This is a genomic window from Terrimonas sp., assembly GCF_003075435.1.
Lineage (GTDB): Bacteria > Bacteroidota > Bacteroidia > Chitinophagales > Chitinophagaceae > Agriterribacter.
In genome coordinates this window covers 1-19671 of record NZ_QCZJ01000035.1, presented here as the reverse complement: position 1 = coordinate 19671, position 19671 = coordinate 1, and the positions used below count along the sequence as shown (strand labels likewise).

Annotated in this window: 23 protein-coding genes; 5 read left to right on the top strand and 18 right to left on the bottom strand. The window is 38.9% G+C overall.

All coding sequences use genetic code 11. The features are described from left to right. Window positions 1-416: 416 nt before the first annotated feature. The 9 genes from DC498_RS26845 to DC498_RS23275 all read right to left on the bottom strand — a co-directional run bounded on the left by DC498_RS26845 (window position 417) and on the right by DC498_RS23275 (window position 9195). The gene (locus DC498_RS26845; protein WP_370443933.1) at window positions 417-659 is read right to left on the bottom strand and encodes a type II toxin-antitoxin system RelE/ParE family toxin; all 243 of its coding nucleotides are present in this window, start codon (window positions 657-659) and stop codon (window positions 417-419) included. Between the two features lie 48 nt (window positions 660-707). Continuing rightward, the gene (locus DC498_RS26020; protein WP_133176961.1) at window positions 708-929 is read right to left on the bottom strand and encodes a hypothetical protein; all 222 of its coding nucleotides are present in this window, start codon (window positions 927-929) and stop codon (window positions 708-710) included. Between the two features lie 163 nt (window positions 930-1092). Further along, entirely contained in the window at window positions 1093-2772 is a 1680-nt protein-coding gene (locus tag DC498_RS23305; RefSeq protein WP_116876563.1) for a SulP family inorganic anion transporter, read from the bottom strand. Between the two features lie 77 nt (window positions 2773-2849). Next, complete coding sequence (locus DC498_RS23300; RefSeq protein WP_116876562.1) at window positions 2850-3155, bottom strand: hypothetical protein; 306 nt, start codon at window positions 3153-3155, stop codon at window positions 2850-2852. A 212-nt stretch (window positions 3156-3367) separates the two neighbouring features. Further along, window positions 3368-4150, bottom strand: coding sequence for an SMC-Scp complex subunit ScpB (gene scpB / locus DC498_RS23295; RefSeq protein WP_116876561.1), 783 nt, complete (start codon window positions 4148-4150; stop codon window positions 3368-3370). A gap of 77 nt (window positions 4151-4227) precedes the next feature. Further along, a complete protein-coding gene (atpG, locus tag DC498_RS23290; protein ID WP_116876560.1) occupies window positions 4228-5109 on the bottom strand; it encodes an ATP synthase F1 subunit gamma in 882 nt (293 codons plus the stop codon). 136 nt (window positions 5110-5245) lie between these two features. Continuing rightward, entirely contained in the window at window positions 5246-5740 is a 495-nt protein-coding gene (locus DC498_RS23285; protein ID WP_133176960.1) for a hypothetical protein, read from the bottom strand. A 35-nt stretch (window positions 5741-5775) separates the two neighbouring features. After that, entirely contained in the window at window positions 5776-6450 is a 675-nt protein-coding gene (cmk, locus tag DC498_RS23280) for a (d)CMP kinase (RefSeq protein ID WP_116876558.1), read from the bottom strand. A 213-nt stretch (window positions 6451-6663) separates the two neighbouring features. Then, complete coding sequence (locus tag DC498_RS23275) at window positions 6664-9195, bottom strand: ATP-dependent Clp protease ATP-binding subunit (RefSeq protein WP_116876557.1); 2532 nt, start codon at window positions 9193-9195, stop codon at window positions 6664-6666. 241 nt (window positions 9196-9436) lie between these two features. Between DC498_RS23275 and DC498_RS23270 the strand changes: the two genes are divergently transcribed. Then, complete coding sequence (locus DC498_RS23270; RefSeq protein ID WP_116876556.1) at window positions 9437-9814, top strand: STAS domain-containing protein; 378 nt, start codon at window positions 9437-9439, stop codon at window positions 9812-9814. Window positions 9815-10039: 225 nt separating this feature from the next. Here DC498_RS23270 and DC498_RS23265 read toward each other — a convergent pair whose 3' ends face one another. The 6 genes from DC498_RS23265 to DC498_RS26275 all read right to left on the bottom strand — a co-directional run bounded on the left by DC498_RS23265 (window position 10040) and on the right by DC498_RS26275 (window position 15421). Then, window positions 10040-11044 carry a bestrophin family protein gene (locus DC498_RS23265; RefSeq protein WP_116876555.1) on the bottom strand — a complete coding sequence of 335 codons (1005 nt, stop codon included), beginning with the start codon at window positions 11042-11044 and terminating at the stop codon, window positions 10040-10042. Between the two features lie 838 nt (window positions 11045-11882). Next, complete coding sequence (locus tag DC498_RS23250) at window positions 11883-12545, bottom strand: NAD-dependent epimerase/dehydratase family protein (protein WP_116876552.1); 663 nt, start codon at window positions 12543-12545, stop codon at window positions 11883-11885. 153 nt (window positions 12546-12698) lie between these two features. Beyond that, on the bottom strand, window positions 12699-13541 hold the full coding sequence (locus DC498_RS23245) for a CvfB family protein (RefSeq protein WP_116876603.1): 843 nt from the start codon (window positions 13539-13541) through the stop codon (window positions 12699-12701). A 319-nt stretch (window positions 13542-13860) separates the two neighbouring features. Then, the gene (locus DC498_RS23240; RefSeq protein WP_116876551.1) at window positions 13861-14646 is read right to left on the bottom strand and encodes an oxygenase MpaB family protein; all 786 of its coding nucleotides are present in this window, start codon (window positions 14644-14646) and stop codon (window positions 13861-13863) included. 9 nt (window positions 14647-14655) lie between these two features. Continuing rightward, window positions 14656-15144: a hypothetical protein gene (locus tag DC498_RS23235; protein ID WP_116876550.1), complete on the bottom strand. Its 489-nt coding sequence runs from the start codon at window positions 15142-15144 to the stop codon at window positions 14656-14658. 100 nt (window positions 15145-15244) lie between these two features. Next, window positions 15245-15421 (bottom strand): hypothetical protein, encoded by a 177-nt coding sequence (locus DC498_RS26275; RefSeq protein ID WP_165813941.1) that lies wholly within the window; start codon window positions 15419-15421, stop codon window positions 15245-15247. A 16-nt stretch (window positions 15422-15437) separates the two neighbouring features. On the opposite strand from DC498_RS26275, the gene DC498_RS23230 reads away from it, so the two are divergent. The 3 genes from DC498_RS23230 (at window position 15438) to DC498_RS23220 (ending at window position 16797) form a co-directional block, all read left to right on the top strand. Further along, on the top strand, window positions 15438-15905 hold the full coding sequence (locus DC498_RS23230) for a PA2169 family four-helix-bundle protein (protein ID WP_116876602.1): 468 nt from the start codon (window positions 15438-15440) through the stop codon (window positions 15903-15905). A gap of 123 nt (window positions 15906-16028) precedes the next feature. Next, entirely contained in the window at window positions 16029-16385 is a 357-nt protein-coding gene (locus tag DC498_RS23225; RefSeq protein WP_206197731.1) for a hypothetical protein, read from the top strand. 28 nt (window positions 16386-16413) lie between these two features. Next, window positions 16414-16797 carry a response regulator gene (locus DC498_RS23220; RefSeq protein WP_116876549.1) on the top strand — a complete coding sequence of 128 codons (384 nt, stop codon included), beginning with the start codon at window positions 16414-16416 and terminating at the stop codon, window positions 16795-16797. A 29-nt stretch (window positions 16798-16826) separates the two neighbouring features. Here DC498_RS23220 and DC498_RS23215 read toward each other — a convergent pair whose 3' ends face one another. After that, window positions 16827-17198, bottom strand: a complete 372-nt coding sequence (locus DC498_RS23215; RefSeq protein WP_116876548.1) for an STAS/SEC14 domain-containing protein — start codon at window positions 17196-17198, stop codon at window positions 16827-16829. Window positions 17199-17353: 155 nt separating this feature from the next. Between DC498_RS23215 and DC498_RS23210 the strand changes: the two genes are divergently transcribed. Beyond that, window positions 17354-18589, top strand: a complete 1236-nt coding sequence (locus DC498_RS23210) for an isocitrate dehydrogenase (NADP(+)) (RefSeq protein ID WP_116876547.1) — start codon at window positions 17354-17356, stop codon at window positions 18587-18589. A 180-nt stretch (window positions 18590-18769) separates the two neighbouring features. On the opposite strand, the gene DC498_RS23205 is transcribed toward DC498_RS23210, so the two are convergent. Together DC498_RS23205 and DC498_RS23200 are read right to left on the bottom strand one after the other, a co-directional pair. Beyond that, window positions 18770-19069: a HigA family addiction module antitoxin gene (locus DC498_RS23205; RefSeq protein ID WP_116876600.1), complete on the bottom strand. Its 300-nt coding sequence runs from the start codon at window positions 19067-19069 to the stop codon at window positions 18770-18772. Between the two features lie 10 nt (window positions 19070-19079). Beyond that, the gene (locus DC498_RS23200) at window positions 19080-19361 is read right to left on the bottom strand and encodes a type II toxin-antitoxin system RelE/ParE family toxin (RefSeq protein WP_116876546.1); all 282 of its coding nucleotides are present in this window, start codon (window positions 19359-19361) and stop codon (window positions 19080-19082) included. Between the last annotated feature and the right edge of the window lie 310 nt (window positions 19362-19671).

Below are 19671 nucleotides of genomic sequence, written 5' to 3'. Positions count from 1 at the left end.
TGTTACCACCAGTAGGCGGATATTATCAGGACATGAAAGTAAGTAAATCCCTGATTATAGAGAAAATGTATCTAAAATGAATGAGCCGCCCAATCAGATGCAAGGTTGCAAATATTGGGGTACCAGGCGCGTCACGCTTGTGCTACTCATTTCAGATAAATAAATCAATCCCATATACTACCGCAAAACAGATAAAATAAAGCTTATCATTATTGCCAAAATTATATTTACGACTCACGATTAAATCTAAAAACTATTAACCGGCTTCTGAAATTAATTACAGGGCATCAGGTATTAACGGCACAAACGGGACGCCTGGTGCTCAAGTATTTTTAGCAGTCCATAATTCGCTGGCTTATATGCTTGCGCTATTAGGTGCTATTAGGTGAAAAGCAGGCAGGCAAGCGACCTGCGGTTTAATATTTTGAAGAAAGGTTTGTTTTTATACTTAATATCCGGATTATTGTTATGTTATTATCTTCAACTTTATATACAATCTTATTTTGCTTACTGAAAATAAAGACGCTGAGTGTCTCATCGTTTTTTGAAGGTCTGCCAATAAGTGGTTGCTTAGTTAACAAATGGCAAAATTCAATCAGATTCCTACGGAACTTCTGAGCATATATTTCTCCGAATTTATCTGTTATGTACTTATAGATATAGCTTCGTCTTATCAGCGCTCCTGGTGAAACTCAGCGTGTAACGTATCATTTCCGTTTGCTGATAAAGTCTTCAAGCGTTATTACATCACCCTTTTTATAATCTGCAATACCTTCCTGCACCAAACTCCATTCTTCAGCAGACAATTCAATCGCATCACTATTTTCTATATCCCATTCTATCTGGTGTTTCCAGTGTTTTAATAGGGTTTCGTCGTTTATAGAGTCTACTAAATTTTTTATAGATTCTTTATATTCATTTAAACTCATATTGAAGTTTTTTAGAGATATTAAAATCTCATTAAAATTAATAAGATTTAACTTTCCCTCCTGAAGAGAAACCCAAAATGTAATATAGAATGAATACGCTGCACACTTTTCCCAAAAAAATTGCCGGTTGAGTACAACCGGCAATTCATATAAAAAAATACAATCATTCATTTACAGGAGGCCTTCCTGCATTCAGCTCCCTGAGTAATTTTTTATGTTTTCCTGCTGATGTTTTTGCAGTTTTATCTGAAGCCAGTTCGTCCATCATCTGGTAGTGTACATTTGAACCCTGGGGAATTTTATAATCATTCCTGAACCCTACCAGCGAAACAGTGATATTCCTGTTAGGCGCCTGCACATCGTGAAACTCACGGATCTCTTCAAGCACATCATAGTCTATATACTCCGATTTAGAAGCATCAATAATTACAGTGCTTCCATCAGCAATTGAGCCAAATGTTTCTTTTATACTTCCTTTATTCAGGAAAGATACTTCCTGTGCCAACTCAAGACGGGTAATATCTCCGTTATCAGATTGCACCCTGCGGTAATAATAAGGTATCCGCATATTAGCCCTTAATAAATAAAATATATTGATCACAAATCCTATTGCAACACCTTTTAATAAGCCGAGGAAAGGAAGTGCTACAGCTACGGCAGTTACCACAAACGGTATAAATTCTGTTGGTCCTACTTTATACATATGCCTGAATAATGCAGGACGGGCAAGTCTGAACCCTGTATATATCAAAATGGCGGCAAGGGCGGATTTTGGTATATAATTTAAAATGGCCGGAATAGATGCAACACAAGTTAAAAGCAATACACCATGAAAAATAGCGGAGAGTTTAGATTTGGCGCCTGCATTGATATTGGCGCTTGAGCGCACAATTACAGATGTAATAGGTAAGCCTCCGATAAGACCGCTAAGCATATTACCAATTCCCTGCGCTTTCAATTCCGCATTGCCCGATGTATTCCGTTTCATAGGATCGAGCTTATCAGTTGCTTCAATACAGAGTAATGTTTCTATTGATGCCACCACGGCAATGATGGCTCCGAACTGCCATACTTTCGGATTTAAAAATCCGCTGAAATCCGGAAAGCTGAATTGTGCAAAAAAGTCTTTGGCAGAAGTAGGAACATTAAGCTGTACCAGGAACTCATCATCGAGATGAAGCGTTCCGGCAGTAGTTTTAAACAGCATATTCAAGAATGTACCTATTAAAACAACCAGTAACCCTGCCGGGATCAATTGAAATTTCTTCATTCTTTTTGTTTGCCATAAAGCAAGTATTGCTATTCCGATCACTGTGATCAGGAGTGCCCCGATTTTAATATGATCTGTAATACCGGTAAGAATTTCAAAATTCATACCCCGTTCACCATCACGCATACCAATCAACTGATCTGGTCCGTTATACCCCACAGCATCAGGTAACTGCTTAAAAATAATAGTAAGACCAATACCTGCCAGCATCCCTTCAATAACACTGGAAGGAAAGAAATTAGCAAATGTACCAGCCTTTAAAAAACCAAGTAATACCTGAAAAAGACCGGCCAGCATTACAGCGCATACAAAAATTTCAAATGCCTGCAGCTCTGCTAAAGCACCAACAACTATTGACACCAAACCCGCCGCGGGCCCGCTAACGCTCAACTGCGATTTACTGAGGTAACCAATAACAATACCACCAATGATGCCTGCCACTATTCCTGAGAAAAGCGGAGCATTAGACGCCTGCGCAATACCTAAACAAAGTGGTAATGCAATAAGGAAAACAATAAGCCCGGAAACGATGTCTTTTTTTGCGTATGCAAATAAGGATTTTTTTTCAGCCATATAATGTGTAATAAGACCTGAAACTCTGTTCAGGTAAATAAATAAATGAATAATAAATACAGTAGGAACCTATCTTATTACGCAAAACAATTGGGAGGCGGGACAGTTATTTCGAAATAGAGGTGAGAAAGAAGAGGCTCTTGTGCAATAACACGCAACGCCATGTCTTCATTTGCCAAACCCTGGAACTGAAACCTGTAGTTTGACGGTTCAGTTATACTATCGGCTTTAACAGCCTTATTCACAGCATCCTCATTACAGGATGTGTTACAACATTTTTCTTCTAAAACATAGCCTTTAGAAAAAACAAAGCTTATCACCTCGTAAGAAAAACTCTGGAAGGTAAAAAGCAATAATAAAAATATTGCAATGATTTTTTTCATCGTATGAAAGCAAAAATATGTAATTCCCGGCTTAACTTTTATTTAAACTTCAGAATAAAATGCAAATTATACTTAGTTAATAAAAAAATAATATCATGTAAATAAAGGATAGAACTGCAATTCATACATATCCGACAGAAATTTAAAAATAAAAAAGCCGCCCGTTAACCGGGGGCTCCTGTATCTTATTTTATACCTGTAGGAAATCTCAACTATTCATCCTTACTAGTATTATCATCTTCCTGCGTTTGATCAGTATTATCATCATCCATTTCGCTATTATCCTGCTCATTGGTGATGTTACTATCATCAGTAATCACATTATCATAGGGCTGCGCCTCATCCAGTTGTTTCTCCAGCAATTCACCATTTTCCCCTACTCTTAAATTACTCTCGGCTTCTACCTCAAAATGTTCAGCATTTACCAATGTTGGCTCTACAACCTGTTCAGCCAATATTTCTTTTATTTTAGGAAGATCATCAGCAGAGTTGATACCAAAATAATCCATAAAGGATTTTGAGGTAGCATATATCAATGGCTTACCAGGAAGCGCTTCATTTCTGCCGGTAATAACCACAAGATCTTTTTCCAAAAGTTTTTGCACAACATAATCGCAGTTTACTCCGCGTATGGCCTCAACTTCTCCCTTTGTGATAGGCTGCTTATAAGCAATAATGGCAAGTGTTTCCATTGCTGCGGCTGAAAGCCGTTTTAAAAACTTATCACCATTTAATTGACCAATGGTTTTATGGTATTCTGCTTTGGTAAGAAATTGCCATCCTCCCCCACTCTGCCTTACTTCAAAAGGATAAAATTCACTGGCGTATTTTTCGCGAATGCCCTGTATGGCTGAATCAACCTGGTCCATAGTAGCCCGGTCTTCAATAAAACCCAAAGCCTGGTTTACAAGATCAGCCAGTTCAAGACTTGTTAAAGGCTTTTCACTGGCAAATATCAATGCTTCTATATGTGGTATGATCTGTGAAATTTCCATGAGAGGCTAACTCAAATATATAAACTCAAAAAATCGTGCCGGGCATAATTCATTTCATTATTATGCCAATATCCAGGTTATCCCTGTAATGCTGCCGCGCCACTTACAATTTCGGTAAGCTCGGTTGTAATAGCAGCCTGGCGTGCACGGTTATAAGAAATTTTCAAACCTTTCAACAGCTCATTTGCGTTTTCACTGGCTTTATCCATCGCCGTCATTCTTGCGCCGTGTTCGCTGGCATTGGCATCAAGCACAGCTTTATATAATTGTGTATTTAATATTTTCGGCATCAGTTCTGCAATCAGCGTTTGTTTATCAGGCTCAAAAATAAAATCAGCCTTTGTGGTATTGCCTTTGTTTTCTACTTTAGGAATAGGCAAAAATCTTTCCACTACAAAACGCTGTGTAGCTGCATTCCTGAATTCGCTGTACACAACCTCCACCAAATCAAATTCTTTTTTGGAAAAGGCTTCAATAGCAGACTGGGCTACTTCCTGCACATGTTCAAAAGAAAGAGAAAGAAATATATCTCTATACTTATCAATTACAGTCCATTTAGCTTTCTGAAAATAATCGTATGCTTTTTTGCCAATCGGCCAAACAATAACATTGCCCTTTGCAAGTTGTCTGGGATATTTTTCCTGCGCCACATTACGGGCAGATTTGATGATATTGGCATTGTAAGCGCCACATAATCCCCTGTCGGAAGAAATTACAATCAATAACACTTTTTCAGGGGTACGCTCTACCGCAAGATCAGCGCCGGTATCGCCATCTGTATTACTCACGATATTGCTCAGCATTTCCTGCAGCTTCTGTGCATAAGGACGCATTTGGATAATAGCATCCTGGGCACGACGCAGCTTTGCCGCGCTCACCATTTTCATGGCTTTGGTAATTTGCTGTGTACTTTGTACTGATTTTATACGATTACGAACCTCTTTTAATGCGCCTGGCATATTTGAGAAAGTTAATTAGTTGATTGATAATTAGTTAATTGAAACTTTTAACGGCTTCTTTTAAAACGACCGCAAAGGTATTTGAAATGACCGAAAAAACCATATAATGCCTCGCTATGTTGAATAATTGGGGAATTTAATCAAACAACTCATCTCCCTGCCGTATTTTTTCATTATTCCTGAAATCACCCAAACTACCTTTCCGGGATTTTACCAAACCCTGTATATTAATGATTTTGTTATTGCTCAATTGAATAACCTTTACTCCAACCCTACTTTTATTATCAGATGCGAAGTATGTATTGTAAACAACATACTTATATCCTTCATTTGTGAATTGCAAATAATTAAGGTCCATGCCTTCGTTTTGCCTGCCGCCGCCTCTCAGGTAAAATGAATATTCAAACTTGTCCCAACTATGCTCTTTGCTACCCGGAAATTCAAATTCAATATTACCGCCAGTACCAAATCTATAGACCAAATATTTATTACCGGTATCTTTTGCAACTATTACCTCCTTTCCGGTTATGGTTTGAAAAGAAAATACCACCTGCTCATTAGAAAGAATATACATTTGAGCTTCGCTCCTGACGGAACAAATTAATATTGTGAATAAAACAATTATTCGCATTATCTTTTTCTTTAACTGTTATAACCAGCAAGCATTCAGGCTCTCTCTTTTACCCACTCCAATGCCTTCTTCAATTGCTGCTCCTGAGTAATATTGGAATTATCCAGTATCATCGCGTCTTCTGCCTGTCGTAAGGGACTTACTTCACGGTGTGAATCTATATAATCCCTCATTTCGAGATTATTCTTTACTTCTTCAATGGTGATATTAGGGTTTTGTGCAAACAATTCTTTAAACCTCCGCTCAACCCTTATGGCATTATCAGCAGTCATAAATATTTTTAATTCTGCTTTGGGAAAAACAACGGTACCAATATCTCTTCCATCCATTACGATACCCTTTTTCCCACCCATTTTTCGCTGCTGAGCCACGGCAAAATCACGTACCTGTTTTATAGCAGCTACCTCACTCACTTTTTCAGCAACCACCAGGTCACGAATAATATATTCTACATTTTCATCATTCAGGTATATCTCTGTTTTCTTAGTCACATCGTTTGTCCTGAATTCGAGTTGTATGTTTTGCAAAGCTTCTTTTACAGCCTTTTCTTTTTTCCAGTCAATGGAATTACGCAAAAAGTATAAGGTAATGGCACGATACATAGCTCCGCTATCAATATATACATAGTTCAGCTCTTTGGCCAACTGCTTCGCCAACGTGCTTTTTCCGCACGAAGACCAGCCATCTATAGTAATGATAATTTTTTTCATGAATGCTGATGCAAAATAGGTATAGTATGCGAAAAAAAGAAGGGAGGGGGAGTTTGAGGTTTGTAGTTTGTGGTTTATGGTTATATGCAAACGACAAACCACAAACCATAAACTATAAACTATAAGCCATAAATCACAAACCTATACCATTCACTAAAAAAAGAGGCTGCCTTCATTCAGACAACCTCTTATATTCATTCTATTCAAAAAATACTACGCTTCAGATTTTTCTTTTTTGCCTTCACCTTTTAACGTAAACGTTAACTGCGACTTGTCGGCATTAAGATCAGCGATTAATATATCGCCTGCTTTCACATTCATATTCAATATCTCTTCTGCAAGCGGATCTTCAAGATACTTTTGTATTGCCCTGTGCAGCGGACGTGCGCCAAACTGCTGATCATATCCTTTTTCTGATATGAACTTTTTGGCTTCTTCTGTAAGCTCCAGGGAAAATCCGAGGCTGCTCAGACGCTTCATCACGCCTTTCATTAAAATATCAATGATCTGGAAGATATGCTCCTGCGTAAGCGTATTGAATATCATCACATCATCAATCCTGTTTAAAAACTCAGGACTGAATGTACGCTTCAACGCTTTTTCAATAACCGCTTTGTTATTTTCATCAGCGCTTTGCTGGCGTGCCGCGGTTGCAAAACCTACACCTTCACCAAAATCTTTTAACTGGCGTACACCAATATTTGATGTCATGATGATAAGCGTATTCTTGAAGTCAACTTTCCTGCCTAATCCATCAGTCAACTGACCATCATCCAGTACCTGTAAAAGAATGTTATAGATATCAGGATGCGCTTTTTCAATTTCATCCAGCAATACCACGCTGTATGGTTTACGGCGAACACGTTCTGTTAACTGGCCACCTTCTTCATAACCTACATATCCGGGAGGCGCACCAATCAAACGGCTTACGGTGAACTTTTCCATGTATTCACTCATATCAATGCGGATCAATGCATCTTCAGAGTCGAACATATATTTAGCCAGCGCACGTGCCAACTCGGTTTTACCAACACCTGTAGGGCCCAGGAAAATAAATGTTCCGATTGGTTTTTTAGGATCTTTCAGACCTACGCGGTTACGCTGAATGGCTTTTACCACTTTCACAATCGCTTCGTCCTGACCTATAACAGCGCCTTTCAGATCATCTGCCATCCTGCGCAATTTCTCTGTTTCAGCCTGCACCATTCTCTTCACCGGAATACCGGTCATCATACTCACTACTTCAGCAATAGCTTCTTCGTCTATAGGATACCGTTTGTGTTTGCTTTCTTCTTCCCATTGCGCTTTTGCTTTTTCCAGGTCTTCCTGCAAACGCTTTTCATTATCTCTTAAAGAAGCAGCTTCTTCAAAACGCTGGCTTTTTACCACCTTGTTTTTTTCCTGCTTAATATCTTCAATCTTCTTTTCCAGCTCCACTATTTCGTTAGGCACATTAATGTTTTTCAAATGCACCCTTGCTCCCACCTCATCCATTACATCAATAGCTTTATCCGGCAACAGTCTGTCAGTAACATACCGGTCACTGAGCTTTACACAAGCATCAATAGCATCTTCTGAATATGTCACGTTGTGATAGTCTTCGTATTTAGGCTTGATATTCTGCAATATCTGGATGGTTTCATCCACGCTTGGCGGATCAACCAGCACTTTCTGGAACCTCCTGTCGAGCGCACCGTCTTTTTCAATATACATACGGTATTCATCAAGGGTAGAGGCGCCTATGCACTGCAATTCACCACGGGCAAGTGCAGGCTTAAATATATTGGATGCATCGAGAGAACCGCTGGCGCCACCGGCACCCACAATAGTGTGAATCTCATCTATGAATAAAATCACATCACGGTTTTTCTCCAGTTCATTCATAATGGCTTTCATTCTTTCTTCAAACTGACCGCGATATTTTGTACCTGCCACCAGCGCTGCAAGATCTAATGAAACCACTCTTTTATCAAACAATACTCTTGATACTTTTCTTTGCACTATCCTTAATGCAAGCCCCTCAACAATGGCTGTTTTACCAACACCAGGCTCTCCAATAAGAATAGGGTTATTCTTTTTACGGCGTGAAAGTATTTGCGATACTCTTTCAATCTCTTCTTCCCTGCCTACAATCGGGTCTAATGTGCCCATTTCTGCCAGGCGGGTAATATCACGTCCGAAATTATCCAATACAGGCGTTTTGCTTTTTGCATTGGCTGCCTGTGATTTTGATTTTTGCTGATAGCTTTTCTTTTCATCGTCAAAATCATCATCGGCATCGTCTGTATACTCGCTGCGTACATCGTTGCTTTTAACCATACCTAATTCGTTTTTAAAAAGATCATAGTCTACATCAAACTGGTTTAAAATCTGAGTAGCAATATTCTCTTTGTTTTTTAAAATCGAAAGCATCAGGTGCTCGGTTTCTACAGTGGGGCTTTTCAGCGCTTTAGCTTCAAGAACTGTAACCCTTATTACTTTTTCGGCTTGTTTGGTTAAAGGCAGACTATTAATATTAGCTATATTCTTTCCGGTTTTATCTTTAACCGCCAATTCCACTTCTTTGCGAAGTTCATAAAGGTCAACATTCAGGTTCTTCAAAATCTTAACCGCCATATTTTCCCCTTCCCTGATCAATCCCAATAACAAATGCTCCGTTCCAATAAAATCATTTCCCAACCTCAAAGCTTCCTCCCTGCTGAAAGAAATAATTTCTTTTACCTGGGTAGAAAAATTATTATCCATTTAATACATTTTAAAAGTGATCTGTACAATAATAACGAATAATTTTGACTTCTGATAAATAGAACATTGAAGGTGTGTGAATTATTGTGCTGAACACAATATGTAGACAACTAAAGATTTGAGGGCTCCTTATTAGAAAAGCGGAACCCGGTAACTTTAAACACCATTTACATATTCAGGCAAGTAATGAATAGCGGTAAACTCATTGCTCATAAAATCAATCTATCAAAAGAACTCGTTTATGAACGTCAAAATAGATACCAAGGAAAAATTTCATGTCATAACGATAATTCAGCCTTCAATATCTGCTAATATGACAGAAGAAATACGCGAAAAGTTGAATGAAGTTACAGAAAATCATGTTAAACATATTGTTCTGAACCTGGCGCCTGTAGAAAAAATTGATCAGGCTGTGGCGGTTTTTATAGCTGAGCAACAGCAAAATGCCTACGAACAGGGCAGATCCTTCGTGATTTGCGGGATGCAGCAGGCCGTAAAGGATGTGTTTAAGGAAGCCGATTTACTGGATATCCTAAACTATACCCCTACAGAAAGCGAGGCTTGGGATATTGTGCAGATGGAGGAGGTGGAAAGGGAACTGCTGGGCGGAGAAGAGTAAAACAGCAGGCTGACCGGCAGCACTTACGCTTACATTTTATCAAAGTTGTAAGCTGTATATAAAACTATTAAAATTACCAGCATTTGTTGCTGCCCTCATTTTTCCCTTGCACAATTGGAGGGTGACACTATCCTTAAAACAGAATATTGCCGGAGTACGGGGGAAGAATTACCCGTGGTCTATTCAGGAATATTGCGATTTGGAACAACATTTACTATCCAATAGCTATAATACAATATTATGCTGAGCCACAATTGGCTCAGGAAGCGGGGTTTCGTTAAGCATATCACGCATATCAATTTCAATGGTGCGGCTTATCTGTGTGATCGGCACATCATTGGCGCTGCCTTCAAAGGGATTTACCGAGCTTTCACCAATAGTATCCAGCACGTGAAAAACCCATGCAACAATAGCTGAAAAAGGAATATTAAACCAGATGGTGTAGCCTTCCAGCAATGTTCCGTCTCCTATTTTGCTGCATTCTTTTAAAAGCCCGAAAGGCAACAGCGTTACAAAAATGAACATAAGATATGTGGCCACAGAACCGAAATTCCTTGGATAGGGAAAATTCTTGATCCGCTCAGCTTTACCCTGGTTATCCGTCAATTTAATAATGCCATCCTGCAGTTCTTTCCACTGAAAATCATTAATAACACCGGATTGCTTTAATTCCGCCAGGGTTTCCGACTGCAGAGCTATCAGCTGCGTAGCCCTGTTTTTTTTAGAAAGAAGGTATTGCAGCTCATCTGCCGGTAAATATTTTCCAAGCTCATCTTCTGCTTTAGTTTCCCATTCAGGAACAATATACCTGCCCTTCTTATATTGCCGGTTGCTGCTGCGGCGCATGTTTTCCCAACTGCGTGGCTCACGCAGTTGAAAGCGTAACACGGTAAGCCAGGCAAAATGGCGATAAAACATTTTCTTAACCACGGCAGATTCTTTACCCAGCGCATCCCGTAAGGTGTAGCCAAAACTCCTGCTATCATTTATAATAGCGCCGTATATCTGGCGGGCTTCCCATATTCTGCCATAGCTGGCGTTATTTTTAAATCCTACAATAAATGCCAGTGCTGTGCCAAGGATGGCGATTGGCGGCCAGGGCAAGGCGATAAAATGAAAACCCATCACATACAGAACTGTCGGCACCGTGGCTATACAAAGCAGCAGCAGTGTATCCCGCAATGTCCACCTGAAAAATTCATAAGGACTGTAACGTCTACCGGTATGCATGCAGCGAAAATATTTAAAAAATAATTATCCAGGCAGGTGAATAGCACTAAGAGCAGAAATTTCGCTTTTAAAAAGATATTTTAGTGTCAAAAGATAAACATTCCAGTATTCGATCGCCTCTCATAAAAACTGAACTGAAGGTATCTTATGGCGGGAGAGAACTTTTCTCACCGAAAGTAAATGACATCATTACGGATGAATTGAAAAACAGGTTTCCTGCGTTGCGCCGTGTGTATAATGATTTAGCATTACAACAAATACTTTTTATAGAATAGCCACGGAATACACTGATGATACTGATAAACACCGATACATTCCGTAAATATCCACCATATCCGTTTTATCTGTATTCCATTCTGCGTATTGGGCATGCCCGAAGTTATTTTTAAATAACCCCTGATATATTTCCTGCCACGAATTCCGGTGTTCGCATCGGCGAAACAGGACTTGCTACACAAAGCGCCACGAAGGATACACAAAGTTACACAGAGCGTTTTATTATGCTTTGTGGTTCTTTGTGTAGCCTTCGTGTACCTCCGTGAAATAACCAGTGAATAATGCAACCGGTAAGCCGGGAATTTATAAGCTGTAACCGGGCATCCTGCCGCATAGCGGCCAACTGTTTGTAGAAAGAAAGCAAATGTCATCTTTATATTTCTCCTGAATCAGGTTTGGTACTCGATATGACGATACGCCCCTACTCCGTCATTGTGAGCCCGCCTGCATGAAGATTTGAGTTAAAGGTATTTTGCGGCGGGCGAAGCAATCTCTTGCAAGTTCGAGAATGAAGATTACCTTAAAGTTTTTTAAAAGCAAAATCACTGACACCGGGAGTCTCTCATCCCTTTGAAAGCGTATAAATATCTTTTATTTCAAGAACATGCTTATCATATCCGTGCAAAGCAAGATTGATCATTGCCCTGCCTACTTCTTCAAGCGTTAGAAAATAAGAGTGGCTGAAAATCCTGAATACTGGAAAAAGCACATTAATAACTTTATAAAAACCCTTTATATTTTTCGCGCCTTTTGTTGGCTTCATAAATGCAGGACGAAAATTATACACTGCTTTAAACGGAAGCTTCATTAAATCATTTTCAGTTTTACCTTTTACGCGTGCCCACATTTGCCTTCCATTTTCCGTGCTGTCTGTTCCGGCGCCAGAAACATAACAAAATACCATTTGCGGATTAACAGGCGACAATGCTTTTGCAAAATTCAATGTGAGGTCATAAGTTAGTTTGGTATATTTTTCCTCACTCATGCCTACAGAAGAAACACCTGAACAAAAATAGCAGGCATCATATCCCTTTGTTTTTTCAACTATAGAAGAAATATCATTGAAATTACTATGTAGTATTTCTTCAATTTTGGGATGAGCATAGCCGGCAGGTTTCCTGTTAATTAGTAATATTTTTTCCACTGCGGGTTTAACGATGCATTCCTGCAACACGCCCTCGCCTACCATCCCGGTTGCGCCGGTTATTATAACTTTAATTTTCATTTTACTATCACAATGTTTTTGCCACCTTTTCGAGGTTTACTTTCAAAATAATCAATGAACTTTCTTTCTATAATCATAACATCCCTTCAGGATTTTTCAAACACTTATGCCTCCTACCTCACACCTTACACCTTACACCTTCAACCCTCACTTCTACCCTTCTCCATTTTCCTCCAACTTTACGCCTGTTGTAGTAAAACTAATCTTACGCTGTTTATATAAATTACCCAATGTCATTTTAAATGTTTTCTTGCTCATTCCGAAAAAGGCATAAATATCATCAGGATCAGATTTGTCATTATACGGCAGGTAACCATTGTTATCATTAAGGAGCCGGAGTATCTTTGTAGTTTCATCACTCACTTTTTCATACCCTGCTTTTCCGGGAACCACATCAATTTTATTATCCGGGGTAATGAATTTTATAAATCCTTTCAGTTTTTCTCCGGGTTCAAGATCGCGGAACACATCACTGAAATGTATAACACCGGTATGTATATTATTGATGATGACTACAAATCCTAAATCACTTTTCCGGTATACCAGCAGGTCAACTTCATCTTTCTGTTTCACGGTTAAATTCTCGTTGCTTAAAAAGAAATCAATCTTTTCAGTAGCTGCTACCCTACCCGTTTTTTCGTCTATATATATTTTCACCAGATAGCTTTCATCCTTATACATTCTTGATCGCTGCTGCGACTTAGGAACAAAAATATCCTTCATCAGCCCCCAGTCCATAAAAGCACCATGCGGCGTTTCAGACACCACTTTCAATAGCACTATATCGCCTACAACGCCAAAGGGTTTTTGGGTGGTTGCAATCAGTCTTCCTTCAGAATCGTGGTATACAAACACTTTAATTTCATCACCTCTTTTTATATCCAGCGGCATAAATCTTTTGGGAAGCAGAATACCATCTGCCCCATCATCAAGATAGGCTCCGGGATCAACGATACGGGAAACCGGGAGTATATTGTAATCACCAACTTTTACCATATGCTTCATTATATGATAAAGGTATGTGATAAATAAAGATTTTACATAGATGGCTGGGGTTGAGTGTATTTCAAATTTTCGCGTATATGGCAATCTTATGCAGATGCCTCGTGCCTCGGCATAACAAACCATGATGCTGTGTTGAGCATTAGTGCTATTGTTGAACACTGGTACTATTGTGCAACATACTTTTAATTAAATCTTAATTAGGGCAGGATTCGAAAAGACGGGCGAGAGTGTTTGTATTTTACTATCAGCACTGAATCAAAGGGGGATTATTCAACCGCTTGTTCTCTAATTCCTGCACAGGCGGGATGTGCTATAATATACTGCCAGCATATGTTGCGGTATTGTAATTTAATTGCTTCAATTGATGTTTATATGCAGAAGGCATCAGTAAATCCTGTATTGGTTGGGCGCATTGTATTTTTCTGCAGAACCTGTAAAGGGGCAATATCGGTTTTACAACATAACCACCATTTAAACTCAGCAATCTTTTCACCGTGTGCGGGGCAAGTAAACTTTGCACTTCTTTTAAAACAAAGTAGCGGAAAATTCCCAGGTGCTTTTTATATTGTTTAAACAGGTCATCTGTATACCTGCTTCTTTGAAGATCATCTTCTAATTGCGCTGCATGCATTTGCTGCCATGCGCTATAGTTTACCGGCAAATCCTTTACCTGCATTCTTTCTCCAACTTTCAGAAAAACCTGCAGCACTTCTTCTTTTTCCCTGTCTGTTAATTTTCGTTCCAGCAATTCAAATGAAGCAACAGAATAATAAATCAGCATAAACAAAACATCACGGTAAGCCCATTCAGGAATTTGAGCGCCCCTTCCCTTTTCTACCGCCTGATGAATAGTATTCATTTTATCTATGGCAGCATGAGCAGCATCCTTATCGGCAAAAATGATCTGGCGTGCATAACCAACGGTAGAAAACAACCTGCCTATCGGATCTGCGGGTAGTTTACCGGTAAAATATAACCAGTCAACCGCTTTATTTAATGCAAATTCTGCAGCAGCGCCTGCAAAAATGAAGAGAATAGTATCCGACCTTCCCCATATCTTTCTTACAACCGATTTTTCGTCTACAAAATTTTCCATCTGCTTACATTATTTGTTATTGTGTTGGATTTTTTCAAGAAGTAAAATATTCCTGTATACTATAGTAAGTGGAATAATGCCGGTTACACCGAAAGAACAATCTATTAACCTCCAGAAAATCGGGATTTGTCTTATATGACCGGCTATCAAAGCAAGCGGTATTACAAGCACGCAGGCAATACACCCTGTTTTGATCACCCAGACATTCCGAACCGGGTCTTTTAAAACACCAATGAAAAATATGGCAATTACGATATGACCGAACGCCAACCAGTCGTAACCATACGCTATGAATGGATAATTAATATTGGTAGCACGAACAGCTTCATAACTCTTATATAGCCATTCATGCAATATGCTTTGCTCCGGCCACCATGTAATAATCCATGAAAGCCCTGTTTCAACCGCAAAAGCAGTTATGCCGCTTAATACAAGGGATATAATGAAGAAAATGCACCAGCTTCTAATGATCCTTTTATGGTGAGCAATACGTTTCATACAATATTTAAAAGCACTTTGAATTACAAAGTAAATATTAAATTTGCTTCCCTCCTAACTTTTTTCGATGAACTGTTTTGTTCACTGTAGAACTTTGCCCTCATATACCAAGCAGGTTTGAGCAATCCTGCACCACAAATTTGTAGAATATAATACACGTAAGCAGCCTGCCTGGCTTTGTTATCCACATCATTAAAGCAAAACAGCCATTAACAGCCTCCTTTGGCATAGTTTTTCTCCTCTCTTTTACAGAATCAATGATTGCATATTTAATCATCAATGAAATTTATTTTATGAAAACGAATGAAAAGAATATTGAAGTATTAAATGACCTGATACAAATTAATAACGACCGTGCAACCGGTTATGAAAAAGCGGCAAAAGAAACTGAGGCTGTTGACCAGGATTTACGCACTATATTTAACAGCCTGGCATCTGAAAGCCGTACCTATGCCAATGAATTAAGCAGGTATGTAAATCAGCAAGGTGGCACTCCTACAGATAGTACTACTGTTAGCGGTAAGCTATACAGGGTTTGGATGGATGTAAAAGCAACATTTTCCGGAAAGGACAGAAAAGCAATCCTGGAATCCTGTGAATATGGCGAAGACGCCGCACAAAAAGCCTATAAAGAAGCGCTGAAAGCAGACACAGATAACAGGCTTTCGCCGGATGTAAGGCATGTAATTGAAGAACAAAAAAATAAATTGAAAGGCTCTCACGACAGGATTAAAATGTTGCGGGATGCACAGCCTGCATAATGTATCGGGCTGGGCCGTAATTATTATATCTCGTGAAAAATTGCAATTGAAGAACAAGAACACGCATGTGATATGATAAGAACAAAGGTTCAGCCCTTTTTAAATTACTATTAATTAAAGATTATGATACGCAATGCAACAACAGAAGATATGAAGTCGCTGACTTTATGCCTGAATAAGCTTTTAAGTGAAGGATTCGAAGAAGATTTTAAAGCCACAGACGAAGGATTACAATCGCTTAAAACAAACAAAACTTATACACCCGAACAAATACAGGTAGTGAATTTCTACAGGTTTGAAGGAGCAAGTGATCCGGCCGACAACAGTATACTCTATGCCGTAGAAACCACTGATGGCGCAAAAGGAACTTTAGTAGACGCGTTTGGACCATACGCCGATGAAAAGGTTGATAAATTTATGAAAGACGTTGAGGAGATCTATAAAAAAAATACCGCAACAGAAAAAGCTGAACTGCTATAGATGGTTGAATACAGTTAAGATAATTACAATGACGAACACTACTTTGACAAATCCATCGATTTTGTTTGCAGACGATGATGAAGATTTGCTGGAGCTGGCTAAACTGAAGCTTTCGAAATCAGGTTTCAGGGTAAGGATAAGTCATAATGCCCATAATATAGCGAATATGATTTCAGAAGAACGTCCTGATTTGATTTTGCTTGATGTGAGTATGCAGGGTATTGATGGCAGAGATATATGCCAGGCGCTTAAAAATCATAAAGCGACATCTGATATACCTGTAATAATTATTTCTGGTAATAATGATATAAAAAATACAGCGCTGATGTGTGGCGCTGATGATTATATTGAAAAGCCTTTTCACACTGAAACAGTAAAGCAAAAAATACAAAGCATGCTTGTTCAGAAGTGAGGCGTGAAAAAGTAGTCCCTATTCATAATTTATTGCTTTTCCTCAGACACCCAGGCTACCGCTGTTTCCAGCTGGTCTTTCGAAAAACCGCGAAATTCTCCCGGCATCACGATACTGAAAATATTAGTGAATGTTTTGAGCGGCTCACTGTCGCTTAAAATGGCTACACGATTCCAGAGACTGAGGTTTTTTATACCCAACAAAGCATCCTGCAGCCATGCCCCGGCTGTAAAATGCTGCAAAGCCGTATCAATCACCATTAAATAATTCAGTTTCCCGGTTCTTTCTATTAATGCTTTCACCTCAGGCAGCACCTTAATTTCAAAATCTTCTTTAGTTACATCTCCCAATGCCTGAAAGCCAATCATATTGTCAGGTGTATTTTCAATTTTTATAATCATAAGCCTGTATTTTTTAGCTTGTATTGAAAACTTTATGCCAATCTGATAACAATAGAAATCTATATATAATTCTCTTTTAATATCCTTTTGCCATTTTAACTACAAGACTGTACATTTGCCGTCCAAATAATAATTTTAATCTTAAAAAAACTGGCATGGCAGAAAAAATAAAAGTAGCTAATCCGGTAGTAGAACTGGATGGAGATGAAATGACAAGGATCATCTGGAAATTTATTAAAGACAAGCTGATCCTGCCCTACCTGGATATAGATATTAAATATTACGATCTGGGTATTGAATACCGCGATAAAACCGACGACCAGATAACGATTGACGCCGCTAATGCCATTAAACAGTATGGTGTTGGTATTAAATGCGCAACTATTACACCTGATGAAGCAAGGGTAAAAGAGTTCGATCTTAAGCAAATGTGGAAAAGTCCTAACGGTACCATCCGCAATATCCTTGACGGAACTGTTTTTCGCGAGCCGATAGTCATTAAAAATGTACCCAGATTAGTAACCAACTGGACTGCACCTATTATAGTTGGGCGTCACGCGTTTGGTGATCAATACAGGGCAACAGATACCGTAATAAAAGGCAAGGGTAAACTTACTATGACCTTTACGCCCGAAGATGGCGGCGCTCCTCAAACTTTTGAAGTATACAACTTTAAAGGCGATGGTGTTGCAATGACCATGTATAACACAGACGAAAGTATTAAAGGTTTTGCAAGAAGCTGTTTTAATATGGCACTCAGCAAAAAATGGCCTTTATATCTTTCTACAAAAAATACCATTCTCAAAAAATACGATGGAAGATTTAAAGATATTTTCCAGGATATATATGAAAAAGAATTTAAAGCGCAGTTTGATGCTGCAGGTATAACTTACGAACATCGCCTGATTGACGACATGGTTGCCAGCGCATTAAAATGGAATGGTAATTTTGTCTGGGCTTGTAAAAACTATGATGGCGATGTACAAAGCGATACCGTTGCACAGGGTTTTGGTTCTTTAGGTTTGATGACCTCTGTATTGGTAACACCTGACGGAAAAACGCTGGAAGCAGAAGCAGCGCATGGTACTGTTACCCGTCACTACCGCGATCACCAGGCAGGCAAACCAACATCTACCAACCCCATCGCGTCCATATTCGCATGGACTAGAGGTCTTGCCTTCCGTGGTAAATTAGATGGCAACCAGCCTTTAATAGATTTTAGCGAAGCACTGGAGCAGGTATGTATTGAAACCGTTGAAAGTGGTAAGATGACCAAAGACCTTGCTGTTTGCATACACGGCAATAAAGTAAAGCATGGTGAGCACTTTTTATATACTGAAGAATTTTTGGAAGCAATCAATAATAACCTGATTGCTAAGCTGAAAAAGTAAACAGTTGTAGCAATAAATTTTAAGAAGCAAATTTCTTTTCAGAAATTTGCTTCTTTTATTGTATACAGAAAAACATTGGATTGCGGCGCAATAGGTTAAGTCTGCAAGTTTGCTCAGCGGGTGAAGCAATCTGCCAGGCAGCAGTACAAAAGTTGAACATCAGCACCCAACAATACACCGTTAAGCTACTTCTGCATTTAATGCTTTAATGGACTTGAGCGCCGAACCTTTTGATAATATTTCCTCTTCAATGTCAAAGTCGTCTTGTAATCCAAGCCAAAATTTTGCAGAATTGCCAAAGTATTTACTTAGCCTTAAAGCTGTATTCGCAGTAATTCTGCGGTTGCCTTTAAGAATCTCAGAAACTCTTGTTTGAGGGATATCTATATCTTTTGCAAGTTTGTAAGCAGTTATATTAAAAGGTATAAGAAATTCTTCTAAAAGGATTTCACCCGGATGAATATTTTTAAGTTTTGCCATTTTGTAAAATTTAATGATAGTCAATTATTTCAACTTCAAAAGCGTTTCCGGCCTTCCATTTGAATATTATTCTCCACTGATCACTTATTCGAATACTGTAAAAATCCTTAAGTTTTCCGGACAGCTTTTCTAATCTATTGGCTGGTGGAATCCTTAGATCAGCTATATCAACTGCGTTATTAAGCATCCTGAGTTTTCTTCTGCCAATATTTTGAATTTCTATTGGCAATTTTTTTACCCGGTTACCTATCCATATTTGTTCTGTATCAGAATTGCCAAATGAAAGTATCATACTGCCGTATTACGTTACTAACGCCAAAAGTAAGTATTTTCCAGGAATTTGAGAAATTTGAACTTTGGCTGTTAATGGCGTACCGGGGTATGGCATGGTGAAGTAATACACTTAAAACTTATTGATGACAGAAAAATGCAAAGACTCTTTTCATTGCGAGCCCGCCCGCATGAAGCTTGAATTAAAGGCATGTTGTATATTCCTGCACATGCTGACCCACTATTCCTGCACATGCTGACCCATCATTCCTGATCATGTTGACCCACTCTGATTAGGGATGGTCATGTATTGTCAAAGTACATTCTTGCAT

What these genes read in the sequence shown, in the direction of transcription:
- DC498_RS23265 (WP_116876555.1), bottom strand. Translation starts at nt 11,044, where the DNA reads ATGCATACCGGTAGACGTTACAGTCCTTATGAATTTTTCAGGTGGACA.
- DC498_RS26020 (WP_133176961.1), bottom strand. Translation starts at nt 929, where the DNA reads ATGAGTTTAAATGAATATAAAGAATCTATAAAAAATTTAGTAGACTCT.
- DC498_RS23305 (WP_116876563.1), bottom strand. Translation starts at nt 2,772, where the DNA reads ATGGCTGAAAAAAAATCCTTATTTGCATACGCAAAAAAAGACATCGTT.
- DC498_RS23210 (WP_116876547.1), top strand. Translation starts at nt 17,354, where the DNA reads ATGGCAGAAAAAATAAAAGTAGCTAATCCGGTAGTAGAACTGGATGGA.
- DC498_RS23235 (WP_116876550.1), bottom strand. Translation starts at nt 15,144, where the DNA reads ATGAAACGTATTGCTCACCATAAAAGGATCATTAGAAGCTGGTGCATT.
- DC498_RS26275 (WP_165813941.1), bottom strand. Translation starts at nt 15,421, where the DNA reads ATGATTAAATATGCAATCATTGATTCTGTAAAAGAGAGGAGAAAAACT.
- DC498_RS23220 (WP_116876549.1), top strand. Translation starts at nt 16,414, where the DNA reads ATGACGAACACTACTTTGACAAATCCATCGATTTTGTTTGCAGACGAT.
- DC498_RS23240 (WP_116876551.1), bottom strand. Translation starts at nt 14,646, where the DNA reads ATGGAAAATTTTGTAGACGAAAAATCGGTTGTAAGAAAGATATGGGGA.
- DC498_RS23215 (WP_116876548.1), bottom strand. Translation starts at nt 17,198, where the DNA reads ATGATTATAAAAATTGAAAATACACCTGACAATATGATTGGCTTTCAG.
- cmk (WP_116876558.1), bottom strand. Translation starts at nt 6,450, where the DNA reads ATGAAAAAAATTATCATTACTATAGATGGCTGGTCTTCGTGCGGAAAA.
- DC498_RS23225 (WP_206197731.1), top strand. Translation starts at nt 16,029, where the DNA reads ATGATACGCAATGCAACAACAGAAGATATGAAGTCGCTGACTTTATGC.
- DC498_RS23275 (WP_116876557.1), bottom strand. Translation starts at nt 9,195, where the DNA reads ATGGATAATAATTTTTCTACCCAGGTAAAAGAAATTATTTCTTTCAGC.
- DC498_RS23200 (WP_116876546.1), bottom strand. Translation starts at nt 19,361, where the DNA reads ATGATACTTTCATTTGGCAATTCTGATACAGAACAAATATGGATAGGT.
- DC498_RS23300 (WP_116876562.1), bottom strand. Translation starts at nt 3,155, where the DNA reads ATGAAAAAAATCATTGCAATATTTTTATTATTGCTTTTTACCTTCCAG.
- atpG (WP_116876560.1), bottom strand. Translation starts at nt 5,109, where the DNA reads ATGCCAGGCGCATTAAAAGAGGTTCGTAATCGTATAAAATCAGTACAA.
- DC498_RS23205 (WP_116876600.1), bottom strand. Translation starts at nt 19,069, where the DNA reads ATGGCAAAACTTAAAAATATTCATCCGGGTGAAATCCTTTTAGAAGAA.
- DC498_RS23285 (WP_133176960.1), bottom strand. Translation starts at nt 5,740, where the DNA reads ATGCGAATAATTGTTTTATTCACAATATTAATTTGTTCCGTCAGGAGC.
- DC498_RS23270 (WP_116876556.1), top strand. Translation starts at nt 9,437, where the DNA reads ATGAACGTCAAAATAGATACCAAGGAAAAATTTCATGTCATAACGATA.
- scpB (WP_116876561.1), bottom strand. Translation starts at nt 4,150, where the DNA reads ATGGAAATTTCACAGATCATACCACATATAGAAGCATTGATATTTGCC.
- DC498_RS23245 (WP_116876603.1), bottom strand. Translation starts at nt 13,541, where the DNA reads ATGGTAAAAGTTGGTGATTACAATATACTCCCGGTTTCCCGTATCGTT.
- DC498_RS23250 (WP_116876552.1), bottom strand. Translation starts at nt 12,545, where the DNA reads ATGAAAATTAAAGTTATAATAACCGGCGCAACCGGGATGGTAGGCGAG.
- DC498_RS23230 (WP_116876602.1), top strand. Translation starts at nt 15,438, where the DNA reads ATGAAAACGAATGAAAAGAATATTGAAGTATTAAATGACCTGATACAA.